This window comes from Maricaulis sp. B-26 (genome assembly GCF_056857855.1).
The window spans coordinates 180,939-198,322 of record NZ_JBSXNX010000023.1 but is presented as its reverse complement, the minus strand read 5'-3'; the positions used below and the strand labels follow the sequence as shown (position 1 = coordinate 198,322).

Sequence of the window (17,384 nt, the reverse complement as noted above, 5' to 3'; positions counted from 1 at the left end):
TGGAGGTGGATATGGTGGCACAGAAAAAGATTCTCGGCGCAATCGCCGGACTGACCTGCCTGGCTGCGCTGTCCGCGTGCGCCACGACGGGACCCGAGCAGGCGGCCCTGCCGCAGGCCAGCGCCGTCGCGGAAACCTACCGCGCCGAATTCGCGGTCGATCCGCGCGATAACGGCCTGACCTGGGCCCAGGAAGGCGTGCTTGCCGCTGTCGCGGCCGAATACAAGGCCCGCGGTCACGGCCCGCTCGTGATCAGCTATCCGCAGGGCGCCGGCAACGAGGACGCCGCGATCGGTGCGATCGCCGAAGCCCGCAATTTCTTCTACGACCGCGGTATCGACTGGCGGAACATCACCGGCGGCGCCTATGACGCGCGCGGCCGTGAGCAGGGCGCGCTGGTGTTCAGCTTCACGCGCTATGCCGCCGTCGCACCGGAATGCGGAAACTGGGACAATCTGGCCCGCAATCCGGGGAATAACCGGCACAGCAATTTCGGCTGCACGCTGGCTGCCAACCTGGCCGCCACGGTTGCCGATCCGCGCGATCTGATCGCGCCAAGAACGATGGAAACCCCCGATGCAGGACGCCGCCAGACGGTGATCGAGCTCTATCGCAGCGGTGAATCTACCGCCAGCGAGCGCAGCGATCACGAGAGTGGCGCCGTGTCCAATGTGTCGAACGACTAGGGGTGAAAGGAGCGATTATGGCTGACGCAAACCGTGCTCTGAAGCAGGATCCGCTGCTGGAAAACGACGATCCCTTCCTGGACGCCGACGATGTCGAGCGCCTCATGCTGGGCGAGGCCGTGGCGGACGATACCGAATTCGCCGGCGAGGACGATACCGAGTTCACGGATACGCCGATGAACCAGTCGCCCTTCGGTGCCGAGGCGGCCGAAAGCAACGCGGCCGAAGCGGCTGACGCGGCCGACTATGTGGACGAGACGGTCGAGGCTCATGACTCCGATCCCTTCTCCGACGAGGCCGAGCTCGAAGAGACCGGCTATGTCGAGGAGGCCGAGGACGGCGAGATCACCAATCCGCTCTTCGCCGAGCTGCAGGAGGAACTCGCTTCCGTGCACGGCAGCGAGGCGCTCTACGGCGAGGTCGACAGCGACGTGCCGGACCAGCCGGTCCCGCGCATCACGGTTGCGGCCTTCTGCGAGCGTCCGGAAACCGGCGCCCTGGTGCAGAGCGCGGCAGAAGACCGCCGTCTCGCCAAGGCCACGGTGAGCGTCGATATGGGCGGTCTGCCGGCTGCGATCGAACGCTATTACGACGCCTCCACACCGAACCTGCTGATCATCGAGAGCGGCATGCGCGGCCGTACCCTGTTCGACCAGCTCGAAGAGCTGGCCGGCGTGTGCGATGCGGACACCAAGGTCATCATCGTCGGCGCTGCCAACGATATCGCGCTCTATCGCGAGCTGATGAAGCGCGGCGTCAGCGAGTACATGGTGCCGCCGATGTCGCCGCTGCACCTGATCCGGACCATTTCCGAACTCTTCCTCGATCCGGACCAGCCTTTTGCAGGAAAATCCATCGCCTTCGTCGGCGCCAAGGGCGGCGTCGGGTCCTCGACCATCGCGCACAACTGCGCCTGGGCGATGACCGAGGGCATCCAGTCCGATGCGGTTCTGGTCGATCTCGACCTGTCCTTCGGCACGGCCGGCCTGGACTTCAACCAGGACCCGGCCCAGACGCTGGGCGACGCCCTGGTCGAGCCGGATCGTCTCGACGATGCGCTGCTGGACCGTCTCCTGGTCCGCTGCACGGACCGCCTGAGCCTGTTTTCGGCCCCGGCCACGCTCGACAAGGACTGGGACTTCGCGCCGACGGACTATCAGACCGTGATCGAGAAGGTTCAGCGTCAGGCGCCTTTCGTGGCCCTCGACCTGCCGCACACCTGGTCGCCCTGGGTCCGCCAGACCCTGCTGACGGCCGACCAGGTCGTGGTCACTGTGACGCCGGATCTCGCTTCGCTGCGCAATGCCAAGAACCTGTTCGACCTCGTCGCCACGGCGCGCCCGAACGACGAGCCGCCGAAAGTCGTGATCAACATGGCCGGCATGCCGAAGCGCCCGGAAATCCCGGTCAAGGATTTCGCCGATGCGCTGGGTGTGCAGCCGGCCCTGGTCCTGCCCTTCGAGCCGATGCTGTTCGGCAAGGCGGCCAATAACGGCCAGATGATCACCGAGCTCGATCCCAAGTCCAAGGCGGCAGAGGGCTTCGCGCACCTCGCCGGCGCGGTGACCGGCCGGGCTCCGGCGGTCACGCGCAAGCGGTCCTTCTTCTCGAAGATGTTCGGAGGCTAGTAGGCGATGTTCGGCAAACGGGCCGGAGGACCCACGGCAAGACCCGCCAGGCCGGCGCCGCCCCCCGCGGCGCCCAAGCCCGAGGCTCGTTCCGACGCTGGCGCCGAGCGCCAGCGTCCGCCTGCCTCTGCCGAAGCCCCGGCCAAGCCGGCCGCGCCGAAACCGGCACCCAAGCCTGCAGCCGCTCCTGTTGCTGCGAAACCGAGCGCTGCCGATCGCCTGCAGCAAAAGCCTGCCGACCGGAAGACGGGCAGGGTGGCCGATCCGGGCAATCGCTCGGAAGAATACTATGCGATCAAGACGACGATCTTTAACGCCCTGATCGACACCATCGATCTGGGGCAGCTGGCGCGCCTGGACCAGGACACCGCCGCCGAGGAGATCCGTGACATCGTCACCGAGATCATCTCGATCAAGAACGTCGCCATGTCGATCGCCGAGCAGGAACAACTGCTCCAGGACATCTGCAACGACGTTCTCGGTTTCGGCCCGCTCGAGCCATTGCTCGCGCGCGACGACATCGCCGATATCATGGTCAACGGTGCCGACGACGTCTTCATCGAAGTCAACGGCAAGGTCGAGAAGACGAATATCCGCTTCCGCGACAACGGCCAGCTGATGAATATCTGTCAGCGCATCGTGAGCCAGGTCGGCCGCCGCGTCGACGAGAGCTCGCCGATCTGTGACGCCCGCCTGATGGACGGCTCGCGTGTCAACGTGATCGCACCGCCGCTGGCGCTGGACGGTCCCACGCTGACCATTCGTAAGTTCAAGAAAGACAAGCTGACCATGCAGAACCTGGTGGAGTTCGGCTCCGTCACGCCGGAAGGCGCCAAGGTTCTCTCCATTATCGGGGCCAGCCGCTGTAACGTTCTGATCTCCGGCGGTACCGGTTCGGGCAAGACGACCCTGCTGAACTGCATGACCGGCTTCATCGAGGAAGACGAGCGCGTGGTGACCTGTGAGGACGCCGCGGAACTGCAGCTCCAGCAGCCGCACGTGGTGCGTCTGGAAACCCGTCCGCCGAACCTGGAAGGCCAGGGTCAGGTGACGATGCGGGACCTGGTCAAGAACTGTCTGCGTATGCGCCCGGAACGGATCATCGTCGGCGAGGTGCGTGGCCCGGAGGCGTTCGACCTCCTGCAGGCCATGAACACCGGTCACGACGGCTCGATGGGTACGCTGCACGCCAACTCGCCGCGCGAAGCCATGTCGCGTATCGAATCCATGATCACCATGGGCGGCTACAACCTGCCGGCCACGACGATCCGCGAGATGATCGTCGGATCGATCGACGTGATCATCCAGGCCGCGCGCCTGCGCGACGGTTCGCGGAAAATCACTCACATCACGGAAGTGGTCGGCATGGAAGGCGAGGTCATCGTCACCCAGGACCTCTTCCTCTACGAAATGCAGGGCGAGGATGCGGACGGCAAGATCGAGGGCCGTCACGTCTCCACCGGTATCGCCCGTCCGAAATTCTGGGATCGTGCCCGCTACTTCGGCATGGAGCGCGAGCTCGCCCACGCACTCGACGCCTCGGAGGCCTGACCATGAATGGTGATCTCGCATTCATTCTTGCCGCAGCCGCAGCCTTCGTGGCGGTCGGCGGTGTCGGCTGGGTGGCGGTAGGCGCTGCCGGCGACGGGGCCAATCGCAAGCGCGTCCAGCGCGCGGTGGGTGGTCGCGGCGAAAACGGCGGCCGCGGGCGCCGTGCCAATACTGCGCTCGACCAGGCGGCCCAGCGCAAGCGTCAGGTCCAGGAATCCCTCAAGGACATCGAGGCGCGCCAGAAGGACAAGAAAAAGAAATCCGTCACGCTGAAGGCGCAGATCCAGCAGGCCGGCATGAGCTTCACGCCGACGACCTTCTGGATGGTCTCCGCCGGTATCGGCATTGCGGGCGTGCTGATCGCTTTCCTGACCGGACAGAACATGCTCGTGACACTGGCAATCGGTGTGATCGGTGGCCTCGGCCTGCCGCGCTGGTGGCTCGGCTTCCTGCGCGGGCGCCGGCAGAAGCAGTTCACGGCGGAATTCGCCAACTCGCTGGACGTGATCACGCGGGGCGTGAAGTCCGGCCTGCCGCTCAACGAGTGTCTCAAGATCATCGCCACGGAAAGCCCGGATCCGGTGCGGACCGAATTCGCCAAGCTGGTCGAGGGTATCGCGGTCGGCGTCGAGCTGGCGGACGGTCTCGACCGCATGTGCGAGCGCATGCCGCTGCCCGAGCTGAACTTCTTCCGCACGGTTCTGGTCATCCAGCAGAAGACCGGCGGTAACCTGGCCGAGACGCTGGGCAATCTCTCCATCGTGCTGCGTTCGCGCAAGATGATGCGCGAGAAGATCAGCGCCCTGTCGTCCGAGGCAAAGTCCTCGGCCGCCATCATCGGCTCGCTGCCGCCGGGCGTGCTCGGCATCGTCTACGCCACCACGCCCTCCTATATGAGCCAGATGTTCACCCACCCGACGGGGCAGCTGATGCTGCTGGGCGGGGTGACCTGGATGGCGATCGGTATTTTCGTCATGCGCGGCATGATCAACTTCAAGATCTGAGGCCTTCATGTTCGGCATCGGCTTTACCGAAGTACGCGATTTCCTGACCGACCCGGAATCCCTGATTGCGCTGGTCTCGGCGGTGCTCGTCTTCGCGACCATCGTCACGCTGACCTCGCCCGCTTTCAGCGGCGACAAGCTCGACAAGCGGATCAAGGGCGTCCAGAACCGCCGCGAAGAGCTCAAGCGCAAGAGCCGCGAGGCGATGGAGCACGAGGCGGCCGCCAAGGGCCGGGGCTCGATCCGCGAGGTCGAGGCCAAGGGCCTGATGCGTCAGGTCGTGGACTCGCTGAACCTGCAGAAGGCGTTCGAGGACCCCGCCCTGCAGGACAAGCTGCAGCAGGCCGGCCTGCGCGGCCAGCGTCCGACGGTGACCTTCTACTTCTTCCGCCTGCTCTCGCCGATCATCCTCTTCGCGGGGGCGCTGTTCTACGTCTTCTACGTCAATGATTTCGGCCTGCCGACGATCACGCGGATCTGTTTCTCCTTCGGCCTCGGCCTTCTGGGATATTACGCGCCGAACCTCTATCTGCAGAACCTCGCCTCCAAGCGTCAGCAATCGATCATGGGCGCCTTCCCGGATGCGCTCGACCTGCTGCTGATCTGTGTGGAATCGGGCATGTCGATCGAAGCCGCCTTCCACAAGGTTTCCAACGAGGTGGGGTCGCAATCGGTGGAACTGGCCGAGGAACTCTCGCTGACCACGGCGGAGCTGTCCTATCTCCAGGACCGGCGCGTGGCCTATGAAAACCTGGCCAAGCGGACCAATCACCCCGGCGTCAAGGCGGTGTGTACCTCGCTGATCCAGGCCGAGCGCTACGGTACCCCTCTGGGACAGGCACTGCGCGTCATGGCCAAGGAAAACCGGGACATGCGCCTGGCCGCGGCCGAGAAGAAAGCGGCCTCGCTGCCGGCCAAGCTGACCGTGCCGATGATCGTCTTCTTCCTGCCCGTCCTGTTCGTCGTCATCCTCGGCCCGGCCATCATCAGCATCAATAGCATGTGACGAATCCGTTCTGGCGCGTTACTTGAATAACGCGTTGCATGCTGAACAGGTGGACCGACTCCATGTTTTCCCGTCGCAAGTCAGGGGAAAAGCTGCGCGAAGAGATCCGCGCTGCCGATCTCGCCGTCGGCGAGGCGATGGAAGCGCTTGACCGCGACGATGCCGACGAGGCCCGCCGCCGGCTCAACGAAGCTCCCAAGACCCATTACGCCGATATGGGCTGGAAGGTTGGCCTCGCCAGCGCGATGATCGACCTGAAATCCGGCAGGCGTAAGAACGGCATGCAGCGCCTGATCGCCGTCTGCTCGCGTCTGGACGACACTTCGCTGTCCCAGGACGACAAGAATTATCTGCGTCTCTACGCCCTCTATCGCGGCGCCGAATTGTCCAAGGACGGGCGCGCGCCGGCGGAGCTGCGCGATCTGGTCGAGGATTTCCGTTTCGACCACACCCTGGTGACGCCGCTCCTGCGCAAGGACTTCCCGCTCAAGAAGGTGGAAGACCTGGAGGCCGCGCCGCCGCCTCCGCCGCCACCACCACCGCCGCCCCCTCCGCCGGAAGCGGACGAGGAATAGGGCCGAGCCTCCACTCTTTCCTGGAATCGCGAACATGCCGATACAGGCGCCTCAGACTGGGAGGTGCCGATGGCGCATGAGCATGATTTTATCACGAAAGTGGTCTGGACCGGCGATCGCGGCGAGGGCACGCGGCGCTACAAGGGCTACGACCGCACCTGGAGCATCGAGACGCCCGGCAAGCCGGTCGTGCACTGCTCCAACGATCCCATGCTCGGCGGCGACCCCGGTCTGCACAATCCTGAAGACCTGCTCGTCTCGGCGGTCTCGGCCTGCCACATGCTCTGGTATCTCCACCTCGCCAGCAATGCCGGCATCGTTGTGCACGGCTATAGCGACGAGCCCGTCGGCACCGGCGAGAGCGAGCCGGACGGGACCGGCCGTTTCGTGAAGCTCACCCTGCGCCCCACAATCACCCTCGCGCCCGGCAGCGATGCGGCGAAGGCCGACGCCATCCACGCCGAAATCCACCGCCATTGCTTCATCGCACGCTCGGTGAATTTCCCGGTGGAATGGGAGGCAACCTATCTGGAAGGGTAGGTGCGCCTAGTCCGCCGTCACGGCGTCGTAGCGGCGGCGCGTGGTCAGCATGGCGCGGATATAGGCCATGTTGGCTTCGGCCATCTCTTCGGTGACATCGATGCGGGCGATGTTTTCCGCTTCGTCGAAACGGCCCTGGAGGGCGATGACGAGGGCGAGGTTCTGGCGCACGGCCGGATCGGCACCCGGGCGGATCATGGCTTCGCGCAGCATGCGCTCGGCCGTCGCAGGCTCTCCGGCGGCCACATAGGACAGGGCGAGATTGGACAGGACCGACGGCTGGCCCGGTTCCAGGTTCAGCGCATCGCGGAAGGCCGTGCGGGCGGCGTCGGTCTGGCCGGCCTGCTCGAGCGCGATGCCCAGTGCATTGGCCGTCTGCCAGTCGGACGGATTAAGCTGGCGGGCGCGCTGCAGCGGTTCGATCGCGGACGCGCCGCGGCCCGAGGCGGCTGCGGCCATGCCGTAGGCCAGCAGGAGATCGGTATTGTCCGGATGCAGGGCGAGAGTCTGGCGCGCGATATCGGCGGCGCGGCTATGATTGCCTAGCCGGCGCAGCGCGATGGAAAGCTCCACCGCGGCTTCCAGATCCGACGGGTTGAGATCATAGGCTTCGGCCCAGAAGGCGGCCTGTGACAGCAGGTCCTGGCTGCGAATCGCCTCACGCTCGGCGGCGGAGGCCGGAACGATCGTATTGTCGTTCATCTGGTCGATGACGGCCTGCTCTTCCTCCGTCGGCGCCGTAGTCGCGCAGGCGGCCAGAAGGAGGGCCGAAATCGGAGCGGCGATGAAAATGGAGCGCATGCTTGCCACCGGGTTACTGTCGGGTCGGCTTGAATCTGCGCAATTGCGGTCAAGAATGAGTTAATTCACCGCCCTTCTCGAGGCGACGCGAAAGAGGATGCTGCCATGACGACCCTTCTGACTTCCGCCCAAGATGCCCGAACGGTCCGGCTGGTCATGAGCGGAGAGGCCGATTCGGTGGTTTCGAGCCTGCCCGGGGAGCATCGCTCCCTGGCTGCAGGATTTGCCGGAAAGCCCGGTCAGGTCGTGCTCCTTCCCGCGGGCGGGGAGGCCGATGCGTTGATGGGGGTCGGGGGTGGCGAGGACGCCTTCGCACTCGGTGCCGGCGCCAAGGCCTTGCCGGCGGGCGCCTGGCAGTGGACGCATCTTCCCCGGACGATCGACCCGACGGTGGCGGCGACGGCCTGGGCCCTGGGCGGTTACGACTTCACCCTGTTCAAAGCGGCCGAGCGCGAGCCGGCGCAGCTGGTTCTGCCGGAGGATGCCGACGCCGAGGAGGCGCGCATCATTTCCGGGTCGGTCGCCCTGACCCGCGATCTCGTCAATACGCCGGCGGACAAGATGGGTCCGGAGGGGCTTGAAAACGCCTTCCGCGAACTGGCAGACCAGTTCGGCGCCCAGATCAGCGTGGTGCGCGGCGACGACCTTCTGGCCCAGAACTATCCGATGATCCATGCCGTCGGCCGCGCGGCGGGAGAGGCGCCGCGCCTGCTGGAGCTGGAATGGGGCGATGAAAACCATCCCCGCCTGGCGATCGTCGGCAAGGGCGTGTGCTTCGACAGTGGCGGTCTCGACATCAAGGCGGCTCAGTTCATGCGCCTGATGAAGAAGGATATGGGCGGCTCGGCCAATGCGATGGGTCTGGCCCGCATGGTGATGGCGGCCCGTCTGCCCGTGCGTCTGCACCTGCTGGTTCCTGCGGTGGAGAACGCGATCGGGGCCGGTGCCTTCCGTCCCGGCGACGTACTGCCCTCGCGCAAGGGTCTGACCGTAGAGGTCGACAATACCGATGCGGAAGGCCGTCTCGTCCTGGCCGATGCGCTCGCCAGGGCGACCGAGCACGATGTCGATCTCCTGCTCGACTTCGCGACGCTGACCGGGGCGGCCCGCGTCGCGCTGGGGCCGGAGGTTGCGCCCTTCTACACCGATGACGACATGCTCGCCGCGGACATTTCCGCAGCTGGCCTCAAGGTCGAGGACCCGGTCTGGCGCATGCCGCTCTGGAAGGGATACGAGACCGATATCGACGGCGAGATTTCCGATCTTGTGAATTCGACCACCATGCCCATGGCCGGCTCGATCACGGCGGCCCTTTTCCTGCGCCGCTTCGTCGGCGATGCGACCTGGGCCCATTTCGACATTTTTGCCTGGAATCCGAAGGCGCGTCCCGGACGTCCCAAGGGCGGCGACATGCATGCGGCGCGGGCCGTTTACCAAATGCTCAAGGAGCGCTTCCAGAATTAGCCTTCGCCCGGGCGCCCGCCCGCTGGCGCGAAGGTTATGACGGGAGTAGGCTTTGATGGCGTCGCAGGCGATGACATCGCTTGAGATGATGCGGCTCGTCTCCACCGATGCGGTGCGAGGCGCGACTGCGGATCTGACGGCGCGCCAGTTCGCTCTCCTGCTCTCGGTCTTCATGAAGCCCGGGCCTCATGCCGTGCGCGATCTGGCCCGTTCGCTCGACCTGCCCAAGCCTGCCGTGACGCGGGCCCTGGACGTGCTGGAGCGTCAGGGCCTGGTCCGGCGCAAGCGGGACAAGGCCGACAAGCGTGAGGTCTCGGTCCACCGGACTGTCAAAGGGGCCGTGTTTCTGTACGATTACGGCGAAACCGTCGCCCAGAGAGCCGAGGAAACCCGCCAATGTCCGAACTGGATCCCCGCCTCACGCCCGCCCGGTCCGATCTTGCGGCTTCGCACCTCAAGGGGCGCGTAGAGGCCGAGCGCTTCGTGGAGCCCGTCGACTGGCAGGCCCGCATCTCCGCCGCGCCGATCCGCCGCTCTCCGGCGCCGGACGGTGCCATGGACGACCAGGTGCTCGCCGGCGAGGTCTTCGCCGTGCTCGATGAGCGCGATGGCTGGGGCTGGGGCTGGTCGCGGGCGGACGGCTATGTCGGCTGGGTCGAGCTGGCCGGTTTCGACCGCGAAATCCTGCCGGTCGACCGCCGCGTTACCGCCCTGCGCACCTATGCTTTCTCCAGGCCCGATATCAAGGCGGCTCCCAACCATCTGCTCAGCCTGAATGCCGGCTTCGCAGCCGGCCGCCGGGAGGGGCGGTTCGTCGAGGCGCAGGGGCTCGGCTGGGTGATCGAGGCGCATACGGCACCGGCAGACGAGACCGCGCCGGATTTCGTCGCCGTGGCAGAGGCCTATCTCGCCGCGCCCTATCTGTGGGGCGGCAAGGAGAGTCTGGGGCTGGACTGTTCCGGTCTCGTGCAGATGGCGCTGTGTGCGTCCGGCATCGATTGCCCGCGCGATGCGGACCAGCAGGAAGCCTTCCTCCAGAAGGCCTGGCGTACCGTGACCGACGACCCCGAACGCGTGCGCGGCGATATCGTGTTCTGGCCCGGCCATGTCGGCATTATGACCGATAGCGAATTCTTCCTGCACGCCAATGCGGGTTTCATGGACGTGACGCTGGAGCCTTTCGTGGAGGCTGAGCGACGCATCCGCGAGGCCGAGAATCCGGTGCGCACCATCGTCCGGCCGGTCTGACCGCAGCAAGCTTCACCGGTCATCAGACAAGAAAAAACCCCGGATCGGCGATCCGGGGTTTTCCGTGTCTGACGCGGGCCCGCGCGGACCGGCCATTATTCCTGGTCGGTGTCGTCCTCGAGCGCCTCGGCCGGAGCCTCTTCCTCGATTTCCGTCGCCGGAACCGTGGCGGCTTCATCGGCCATGGCTGCAGCGTCGTCCATCGTCTCGCCGGAAGCCTCTTCCATCGTCTCTTCCGGAGCCGGCGGCTCGGGAAGCGGCAGCGGGTTGGCCGACAGGCTGCGCAGATAGGCGACCAGGTCGGCACGGGCTTCCTCGTCGCTCAGGCCGCGGAAGGACATCGCCGTGCCCGGCGCATAGCTGTTCGGGCTCTCGATGAAGTGGTTGAGCGCGTCATAGGTCCACTCGCCGCCCAGACCTTGCAGGGCTGCGGAGTAGTTGAAGCCGTCGTGGCTCGCGATGGTGGCGCCGACGACGCCCCAGAGGTTCGGGCCGACGCCGTTCGCGCCACCTTCCTCGAAGGTGTGGCATGCGGCACAGCGGCGCGCGACACGCTCGCCATTGCCGGCATCGGCGGCTGCGAGCAGGACGGCGAAGTCGACCGGCTCTTCCTCGACGACGGTGGCACCGGCGCCGGATTCGATCGCTGCCCAGTCCACCGGATAGGCAGTATTCTCGGCGGTCAGCTCCTCGGCCGCGTGCGACGGGACGAGCATGTGACCCAGTTCGGTGATCAGCAGGACGACGAGGACCGCACCGATCAGAACGCCGAAGATTTTGTTCCAGAAGAGATCGCCCATAGACGCCCCCAAATTCAAGCCAGTCGAAGATCGGGCCAGTGTTTGGCACGCGCCGCGCGTACAGGCAACAGCGGAGCGCTCTAGAATGCATGCGTAATCGCGCCGCACGTGAAATCGGCGTCCGGGCTCACCCGTCTGGTCCCGTCATGCCATGAGGCGTGGCGCAAAAATCACACCTGCGGCGACGGGGCTGCGATTTGGCAGTCGCGCCCAGATACTGCCTTGAATCGGGCTCATTCGAGGGCCATCTGCCTTAGCGAAGCGCGCATAGGGCGCGTTTGACATTACAACAATGTAAGGTAGAAAAATGATCCGTACGGCTCTGGTTGCCTCCCTTTCCGTTCTCGCTCTCACCGCCGGCGCCCAGGCGCAGGAAGAGGGCAAGTACACGCTTGGTGCGGGCTATGAGCGTATCGATTTCGACGGTGTCGATCTCGATACGGTCGTCTTCCGCGGCGGCTATGATTTCAGCGAATATTTCGGTGTCGAAGGCCAGGTGAATATTGGCCTCGGCGATGAGAGCGTGACCGTCGGTGCCGTCACCGGCGATGTCAGCCTCGACTATGCCGCCGGCCTGTTCGGCGTCTTCCGCCCGTACTCCACCGACAACGGCAATGTCTTCATCCGCGCCGGCTACACGACCGCGCAGGTCGATGCCAGCGCCGCCGGTTTCTCCGTCAGCGAAGATGAAGACGGCTGGGCCTATGGCGTCGGCGGCGAATACTTCTTCGACGGCGTCAACGGCGTGCGCTTCGACTACACCCGCTTTGATTACGATGCCGGTGCCGAAGCCGACGTGTACGGTGTGTCCTATGTTCGCCGCTTCGGTGGCTAGGCATCCGCATCGCGGATAACCGTCCGGAGAAGGGCTGCGCCATGGCGCAGCCCTTTTCTTTTGCGCGCCTGCAACTTCGCCTGGACGAACACGTCGCCGCGCCAGCGGGCGTCAGATCTTCCCGTCGACCCAGAGTTCGGCGAGGCGGCGGGCGATCGCGATGGAATCGGGCAGGGCGCTGTCCGCATGCGTGCCGGCCAGCATGCGCCGGACGTCTTCGCGGCTGAACCAGCGGGCCTGTTCCAGCTCGTGCGTGTCGATCTCGATCGTGGCTTCCAGCGTGGGAGCGACCATGCCGATCATGAGCGATGAAGGGAAAGGCCAGGGCTGGGCCATGACATAGCGCGTGCCGGCGATATCGACCTTGATACCGGCCTCCTCCTCGAGCTCCCGGGCACAGGCTTCCTCAAGCGTCTCGGACGGTTCCACGAAGCCGGCGAGCGCTGACCACATCGTCGGCGGCCAGGAGGCCTGGCGGCCGAGCAGGCATTTGTCGCCCTGGGTGGCCAGCATGATCACGACCGGATCGACGCGGGGGAAATGCTCGGCCTGACAGCCGGGGCAGACGCGCCGCGTGCCGCCGGACTTGACCTCGGTGGCATGGCCGCACACCGCGCAGAAGCCGTGGCGCGCATGCCAGGCGAGCAGGGATTTGCCGTAGCTGAAAATGGCGGCTTCGTCGTGCGACAGGCCCATGGCCGCCCCGCGCGCATCCGCGGTGACGACGCCCGGAGGCGGCATGGTGTTCGGCAGCAGCCCGGCGGCGAAACAGGGTGACCCCTTGTAATGTCCGAGGAAGACGCGGGTCGGCGAGAGGTCGAGATCCTCGATCTCCGCACGCCGGAACCAGAACAGATTGCCGTCCGGCTGCAGCAGCGGATCGCCGGACTGGAGCGCCATCCACCAGCCTTCATCGCCCTCCATCAGCGCCTGGACGCGGTCCTCGTCGCGGCGCAGCCGGTCGCCGCGATCCAGCGGCGAGCCGGCGAAAACGAGGGGATGGGTATCGGCGAGCAGAGTACGGTCGTTCATGGGGAAATTCCGCGGCAGCTAGCACTGGCAGGCGTGTCAGACTCGCACTTTGACGAAGGGCCAGCAAGCGGTCGGTGAAGTGCTCCCGGGCCGGGATGACTAGAGCTCGAATTGCTCGCCGTGTCCGGGAATATCGCAGGTCCAGCCGAGCGTCTCCTCGATCCGGTCGCGCATGGCCCGGGCTGCTGCAGGCTCGCCGTGCACGAGGAAGGTCCGGCGCGGCGGCCGGCTGAACGTGCCCAGCCAGGCCATCAGCCCGTCCGCATCGGCATGGGCGGACAACATGGGCAGATCGGCGATCTCGGCCTCGATGGGAATGGTGCGACCGTGAATCCGGATTTCGTCGGCGCCGGCGAGAATGGCGGCGCCTGGCGTGCCGGGGGCCTGGAATCCGGAGAAGAGGACCGTGTTGCGGGCATCGGGCGCATAGGTCTTGAGGTGGTGCTGGACCCGTCCACCCGTAACCATGCCCGAGGCGGCGATGATGACCTTGGGCATGGGGTCGCTGGTCAATTGCTTGGAACGCTCGGCATCGCGCACATACTCCACGATCCCGCCCATCTCGCGGGCATCCTCGACGCTGAGCCGGTGCTCGTCGAAATGACGGCGCAACAGGTCCGAGGCGTCGATCGCCATCGGGCTGTCCAGATGGACGCCGACCGAGCGTAGCTTGCCGGCCGTCTTCAGACGCCAGAGATAGTAGATCAGCAATTGCGCCCGGCCGACGGCGAAGGACGGGATGATCACCGTGCCGCCGCGCCGCACCGTGCGCTCGATGACCTGCTCGAGCAGGTCGCAGGCATTGCGCTGACCGTGCAGCCGGTCGCCATAGGTGGTCTCCAGCAGGAGATAGTCGGCGTCGCCGGCAGGCTCCGGGTCGGGCATGATCGGGTCGCCATAGCGGCCCAGATCGCCGGAGAAGAGAATGCGGCGGCCATTCCAGTCCAGCTGCAGGGTGGCGGCGCCCAGAATGTGGCCGGCTTGACGGCAGGTCAGCTCAGCACCGCCGGGCATGGGGTGCGGTGTGCCGAACTCGACCGGCCTGAAAGACGACATGGCATCCTTCGCATCCTGCTCGGTGTAGAGCGGCCGCGCAGGGTGGTGCCGGCTGAAGCGTTTCCGGTTGGCGTATTCCGCATCGCGCTCCTGCAGATAGCCGCTATCGGTCAGCAGGATCTCGCACAGATCCTCCGTCGGCGGGGTGCAGTAGATCTCGCCGCCATAGCCGTCGCGGATCAGGCGGGGGATATAGCCGGAATGATCGAGATGAGCGTGGGAAAGGGCGACCGCATCGATATTGCGCGGCGAAACGCCGAACTTGCCCCAGTTGCGCGTCCGGATGTCGCGACGACCCTGGAACAGTCCGCAATCGAGCAGGATGCGCGTATCCTCCGACTCGATCAGATGACGCGACCCGGTCACGGTACCGGCAGCGCCCAGGAAGGTGAGGCTCATTTCGGTCACGGGCCTATCCCTTTGACATTGCGGGAATAGCAGCCCGCAGGCACAGACTTTAGCAGGCGCCGCCGCGGTGGGGCATGCGCCCTTGCGACACAGGTCCGCGCGGCGGGCAGGATTGAAGAATGAACTTGCATTTGAGAATGAGTCGCAAATAATCCGGTCCCAGGAGGAGTTGCCATGTCATTCAAGCCCGCATCCGAACCCGCGCCCGCCGGCCTCGCCCATCATGCCGGAATGGCCGTAAGGGACTGGCTGGAAACCCAGTCCCGGATCACGCGCTACTGGCGCGACGTGCTGATGGAGAGCGGCGGCGACGACGCGTTGATCGGTGCCCTCGACGACCATGCCGCGTTTCTCGATGCGGCGGCCCGTCTCGGCGAAGGCAAAATACAGCAGACGCAATGATGCCGCGTCTTGCGTCGGGCGTCCCGGCACGCGATATATGAAGGCGGAAGGTCGGCTGTGGACGAGTGCCTCGCCAACCCGGTCAGGTCCGGAAGGAAGCAGCCGTAACGAGTTTCCGCTCGGGTCGCTGTCCGGCCTTCCACCTCACGCTGCGTGCCCGAGCAACCCGAAGAGCCCTCATGGACGATACGCCGCTCCCCAATGAAGACGCAGGAGCGACGGAAGCCCTCATGCCGGGCCTCGATCTTCCGGCCGACGATCCGGGCTATCAGGTCTTGGCGCGCAAATACCGCCCGGACACGTTCGAAGACCTGATCGGCCAGGACGCCATGGTGCGGACCCTGACCAATGCCTTTGCGGCCGGCCGGATCGCCCATGCCTACATGCTCACCGGTGTGCGCGGCGTCGGCAAGACGACGACGGCCCGCCTGATCGCACGTGCGCTCAACTTCGACACCGACGAGATCGACGCGCCGTCCATGGATCTGGGGCAGCGCGGCCGGCATTGCGATGCGATCGCGCGCTCGGCCCATGTCGACGTGATGGAGATGGACGCCGCCTCGCGGACCGGCGTCAACGATATCCGCGAAATCCTCGACGGTGTGCGCTATGCGCCGGTCTCCGCGCGCTACAAGGTCTACATCATCGACGAGGTCCACATGCTGTCGACCTCGGCCTTCAATGCGCTCCTGAAGACGCTCGAGGAACCGCCCGAGCACGCCAAGTTCATCTTCGCGACGACGGAAATCCGCAAGGTTCCCGTGACCGTGCTGTCCCGTTGTCAGCGTTTCGATCTCAAGCGGATCGACCGCGAGGTCCTCACCGACCATCTGGAAAACATCTGCGGCAAGGAAAACGCGTCCGTGGAGCGCGAGGGGCTGTCCCTGATCGCGCGCGCCGCGGAGGGTTCCGTGCGCGATGCGCTCTCCCTGCTCGATCAGGCCATCGTCCAGGGCAGTGACGCAGATGGCCCCGTCAGCGCGCCGCAGATCCGCGACATGCTGGGCCTGGCCGACCGGGCGCGGGTGCTGGACCTGCTGGAGCATGCGCTCGCAGGCCGCACCGCCGAGGCGCTCGACGAGCTGGCCTCGCTCTATGATGCCGGCGGCGATCCTGTGGTGATCACGCGGGACCTGCTGGACTATGTCCACGCCACATCGCGCGTGAAGGCGGCCGGTCCCGATGCCGATCTCGGCGAGGCAGCCGATACCGTTGCGCGGATCGTGGCGCTGTCGGAAGCCCAGAGTCTGGGGCAGTTGACCCGGCTCTGGAAAATCCTGCTCACCGGGCTGGACGATGTGCGCAATGCGCCGGACCCGCTGCCGGCCGCGGAGATGACGCTCCTGCGTCTGGCTGCGGCGGCGACCATGCCCCCGCCGGAAGAGGCCGCTCGCATCCTGGCCGCCATGCCGACAGCACCAGCCACTGAAGCGACGCCAGGACAGGCCCCCGTGGAGGCGCCGGGAAAGCCTGAGCCGGCCGCAGCGCCGGCGTCCGGGCCGGCCTCCGAAACGCCCGTGGATATGGAGCCCGCAGGCCAGACGCCGCAGGCAGATCCCCGCCCCGCACCGCCTGTCGAGACCTCACAGGGTAACGCGGATATCCCCGATGGCTTTCACGGTCCCGCAACGTTCGAGGCGTTGATCGCTCTCCTGCGGGAAAAGCGCGACATAGCCCTTCAGTCGGATATCGAACGCTTTGTGCGTCCGGTCGTCTACAAGCCCTGCTCCTTCTCCTTCCAGCCGGTCGAGGGCGCGCCATCCGACCTCTCCCAGCGTCTCGCAAGGCGGCTGCAGGAATGGACCGGCGATCGCTGGGCGATCCTCGCCGACCCCGATCTGAAGGGTGGGGAGACCTGGTTCGAACGCCGTCAGCGCGAAAAGCGGGAACGGCTCGAGAATGCCCGGCAGGACCCGGCTGTCAGCGAGGCCTTGCGTCTCTTCCCGGGTGCGGAGATTGTCGCGGTCCGCGACACGGACCGACCCGCTGCGCGCAAGGATGACGAGAATACGGAGAGACGCGCATGAAGGACCTGATGGGCCTGATGAAACAGGCGCAGGCCATGCAGCAGAAGATGGCCGAAGCGCAGGAAAAGCTCGCCGAGACGGAAGTCGTGGGCGAAGCGGGTGCCGGTCTTGTCCAGGTGACGCTGACCGCCAAGGGCGACATGAAGGGCGTCTCTGTCGACAAGAGTCTGATGGACCCGGAAGAGCCGGAAATCCTCGAGGACCTTCTGGTCGCCGCGCATGGAGATGCGCGCCGCAAGGCCGAAGAGCGCCAGCAGGAAATCCTCAAGGACGCAGCCGGCGGTATCGATCTGCCGCCCGGCATGAACATGCCCTTCTAGG

The 17,384-nt window shown here is 65.8% G+C and carries 18 protein-coding genes and 1 other RNA gene; 15 read left to right on the top strand and 4 right to left on the bottom strand.

Annotated elements, in window-relative coordinates:
• Positions 1–11: 11 nt before the first annotated feature.
• The 7 genes from AC13HB_RS10295 (at position 12) to AC13HB_RS10265 (ending at position 6,990) form a co-directional block, all read left to right on the top strand.
• Positions 12–686, top strand: a complete 675-nt coding sequence (locus AC13HB_RS10295) for a CpaD family pilus assembly protein (RefSeq protein ID WP_482949656.1) — start codon at positions 12–14, stop codon at positions 684–686.
• A gap of 17 nt (positions 687–703) precedes the next feature.
• On the top strand, positions 704–2,314 hold the full coding sequence (locus AC13HB_RS10290) for a CpaE/TadZ family protein (protein ID WP_482949655.1): 1,611 nt from the start codon (positions 704–706) through the stop codon (positions 2,312–2,314).
• Between the two features lie 6 nt (positions 2,315–2,320).
• Positions 2,321–3,865, top strand: a complete 1,545-nt coding sequence (locus AC13HB_RS10285) for a TadA family conjugal transfer-associated ATPase (protein ID WP_482949654.1) — start codon at positions 2,321–2,323, stop codon at positions 3,863–3,865.
• 2 nt (positions 3,866–3,867) lie between these two features.
• A complete protein-coding gene (locus AC13HB_RS10280) occupies positions 3,868–4,869 on the top strand; it encodes a type II secretion system F family protein (RefSeq protein WP_482949653.1) in 1,002 nt (333 codons plus the stop codon).
• A gap of 7 nt (positions 4,870–4,876) precedes the next feature.
• Positions 4,877–5,875: a type II secretion system F family protein gene (locus AC13HB_RS10275; protein ID WP_482949652.1), complete on the top strand. Its 999-nt coding sequence runs from the start codon at positions 4,877–4,879 to the stop codon at positions 5,873–5,875.
• Positions 5,876–5,937: 62 nt separating this feature from the next.
• Positions 5,938–6,450 (top strand): hypothetical protein, encoded by a 513-nt coding sequence (locus AC13HB_RS10270; protein WP_482949651.1) that lies wholly within the window; start codon positions 5,938–5,940, stop codon positions 6,448–6,450.
• Positions 6,451–6,519: 69 nt separating this feature from the next.
• Positions 6,520–6,990: an OsmC family protein gene (locus tag AC13HB_RS10265; protein ID WP_482949650.1), complete on the top strand. Its 471-nt coding sequence runs from the start codon at positions 6,520–6,522 to the stop codon at positions 6,988–6,990.
• A 6-nt stretch (positions 6,991–6,996) separates the two neighbouring features.
• On the opposite strand, the gene AC13HB_RS10260 is transcribed toward AC13HB_RS10265, so the two are convergent.
• Positions 6,997–7,791, bottom strand: a complete 795-nt coding sequence (locus tag AC13HB_RS10260) for a tetratricopeptide repeat protein (protein ID WP_482949649.1) — start codon at positions 7,789–7,791, stop codon at positions 6,997–6,999.
• A 105-nt stretch (positions 7,792–7,896) separates the two neighbouring features.
• Between AC13HB_RS10260 and AC13HB_RS10255 the strand changes: the two genes are divergently transcribed.
• The 3 genes from AC13HB_RS10255 to AC13HB_RS10245 are packed head-to-tail and all read left to right on the top strand — an operon-like array spanning position 7,897 to position 10,503.
• Positions 7,897–9,255 carry a leucyl aminopeptidase family protein gene (locus AC13HB_RS10255; protein WP_482949648.1) on the top strand — a complete coding sequence of 453 codons (1,359 nt, stop codon included), beginning with the start codon at positions 7,897–7,899 and terminating at the stop codon, positions 9,253–9,255.
• A gap of 55 nt (positions 9,256–9,310) precedes the next feature.
• Positions 9,311–9,724, top strand: coding sequence for a MarR family transcriptional regulator (locus tag AC13HB_RS10250; protein WP_482949647.1), 414 nt, complete (start codon positions 9,311–9,313; stop codon positions 9,722–9,724).
• On the top strand, positions 9,652–10,503 hold the full coding sequence (locus AC13HB_RS10245) for a C40 family peptidase (RefSeq protein ID WP_482949646.1): 852 nt from the start codon (positions 9,652–9,654) through the stop codon (positions 10,501–10,503). The genes AC13HB_RS10250 and AC13HB_RS10245 overlap by 73 nt, the downstream gene beginning before the upstream one ends.
• A gap of 95 nt (positions 10,504–10,598) precedes the next feature.
• Here AC13HB_RS10245 and AC13HB_RS10240 read toward each other — a convergent pair whose 3' ends face one another.
• Positions 10,599–11,303, bottom strand: coding sequence for a c-type cytochrome (locus AC13HB_RS10240; protein ID WP_482949645.1), 705 nt, complete (start codon positions 11,301–11,303; stop codon positions 10,599–10,601).
• 307 nt (positions 11,304–11,610) lie between these two features.
• Between AC13HB_RS10240 and AC13HB_RS10235 the strand changes: the two genes are divergently transcribed.
• A complete protein-coding gene (locus AC13HB_RS10235) occupies positions 11,611–12,138 on the top strand; it encodes a porin family protein (protein WP_482949644.1) in 528 nt (175 codons plus the stop codon).
• Positions 12,139–12,249: 111 nt separating this feature from the next.
• On the opposite strand, the gene nudC is transcribed toward AC13HB_RS10235, so the two are convergent.
• A complete protein-coding gene (gene nudC / locus AC13HB_RS10230) occupies positions 12,250–13,170 on the bottom strand; it encodes an NAD(+) diphosphatase (RefSeq protein ID WP_482949643.1) in 921 nt (306 codons plus the stop codon).
• Positions 13,171–13,269: 99 nt separating this feature from the next.
• Positions 13,270–14,625 (bottom strand): MBL fold metallo-hydrolase RNA specificity domain-containing protein, encoded by a 1,356-nt coding sequence (locus tag AC13HB_RS10225; RefSeq protein WP_482949722.1) that lies wholly within the window; start codon positions 14,623–14,625, stop codon positions 13,270–13,272.
• A 183-nt stretch (positions 14,626–14,808) separates the two neighbouring features.
• Here AC13HB_RS10225 and AC13HB_RS10220 point away from each other — a divergent pair, with 183 nt between their 5' ends.
• From AC13HB_RS10220 to AC13HB_RS10205, 4 genes are all read left to right on the top strand, one after another.
• Positions 14,809–15,036: a hypothetical protein gene (locus AC13HB_RS10220; RefSeq protein WP_482949642.1), complete on the top strand. Its 228-nt coding sequence runs from the start codon at positions 14,809–14,811 to the stop codon at positions 15,034–15,036.
• Positions 15,037–15,081: 45 nt separating this feature from the next.
• An RNA gene (gene ffs, locus AC13HB_RS10215) (signal recognition particle sRNA small type) lies at positions 15,082–15,180 on the top strand.
• Between the two features lie 35 nt (positions 15,181–15,215).
• Complete coding sequence (locus AC13HB_RS10210) at positions 15,216–17,063, top strand: DNA polymerase III subunit gamma/tau (RefSeq protein ID WP_482949641.1); 1,848 nt, start codon at positions 15,216–15,218, stop codon at positions 17,061–17,063.
• A complete protein-coding gene (locus tag AC13HB_RS10205) occupies positions 17,060–17,383 on the top strand; it encodes a YbaB/EbfC family nucleoid-associated protein (protein WP_482949640.1) in 324 nt (107 codons plus the stop codon). The genes AC13HB_RS10210 and AC13HB_RS10205 overlap by 4 nt, the downstream gene beginning before the upstream one ends.
• Position 17,384 lies beyond the last annotated feature (1 nt).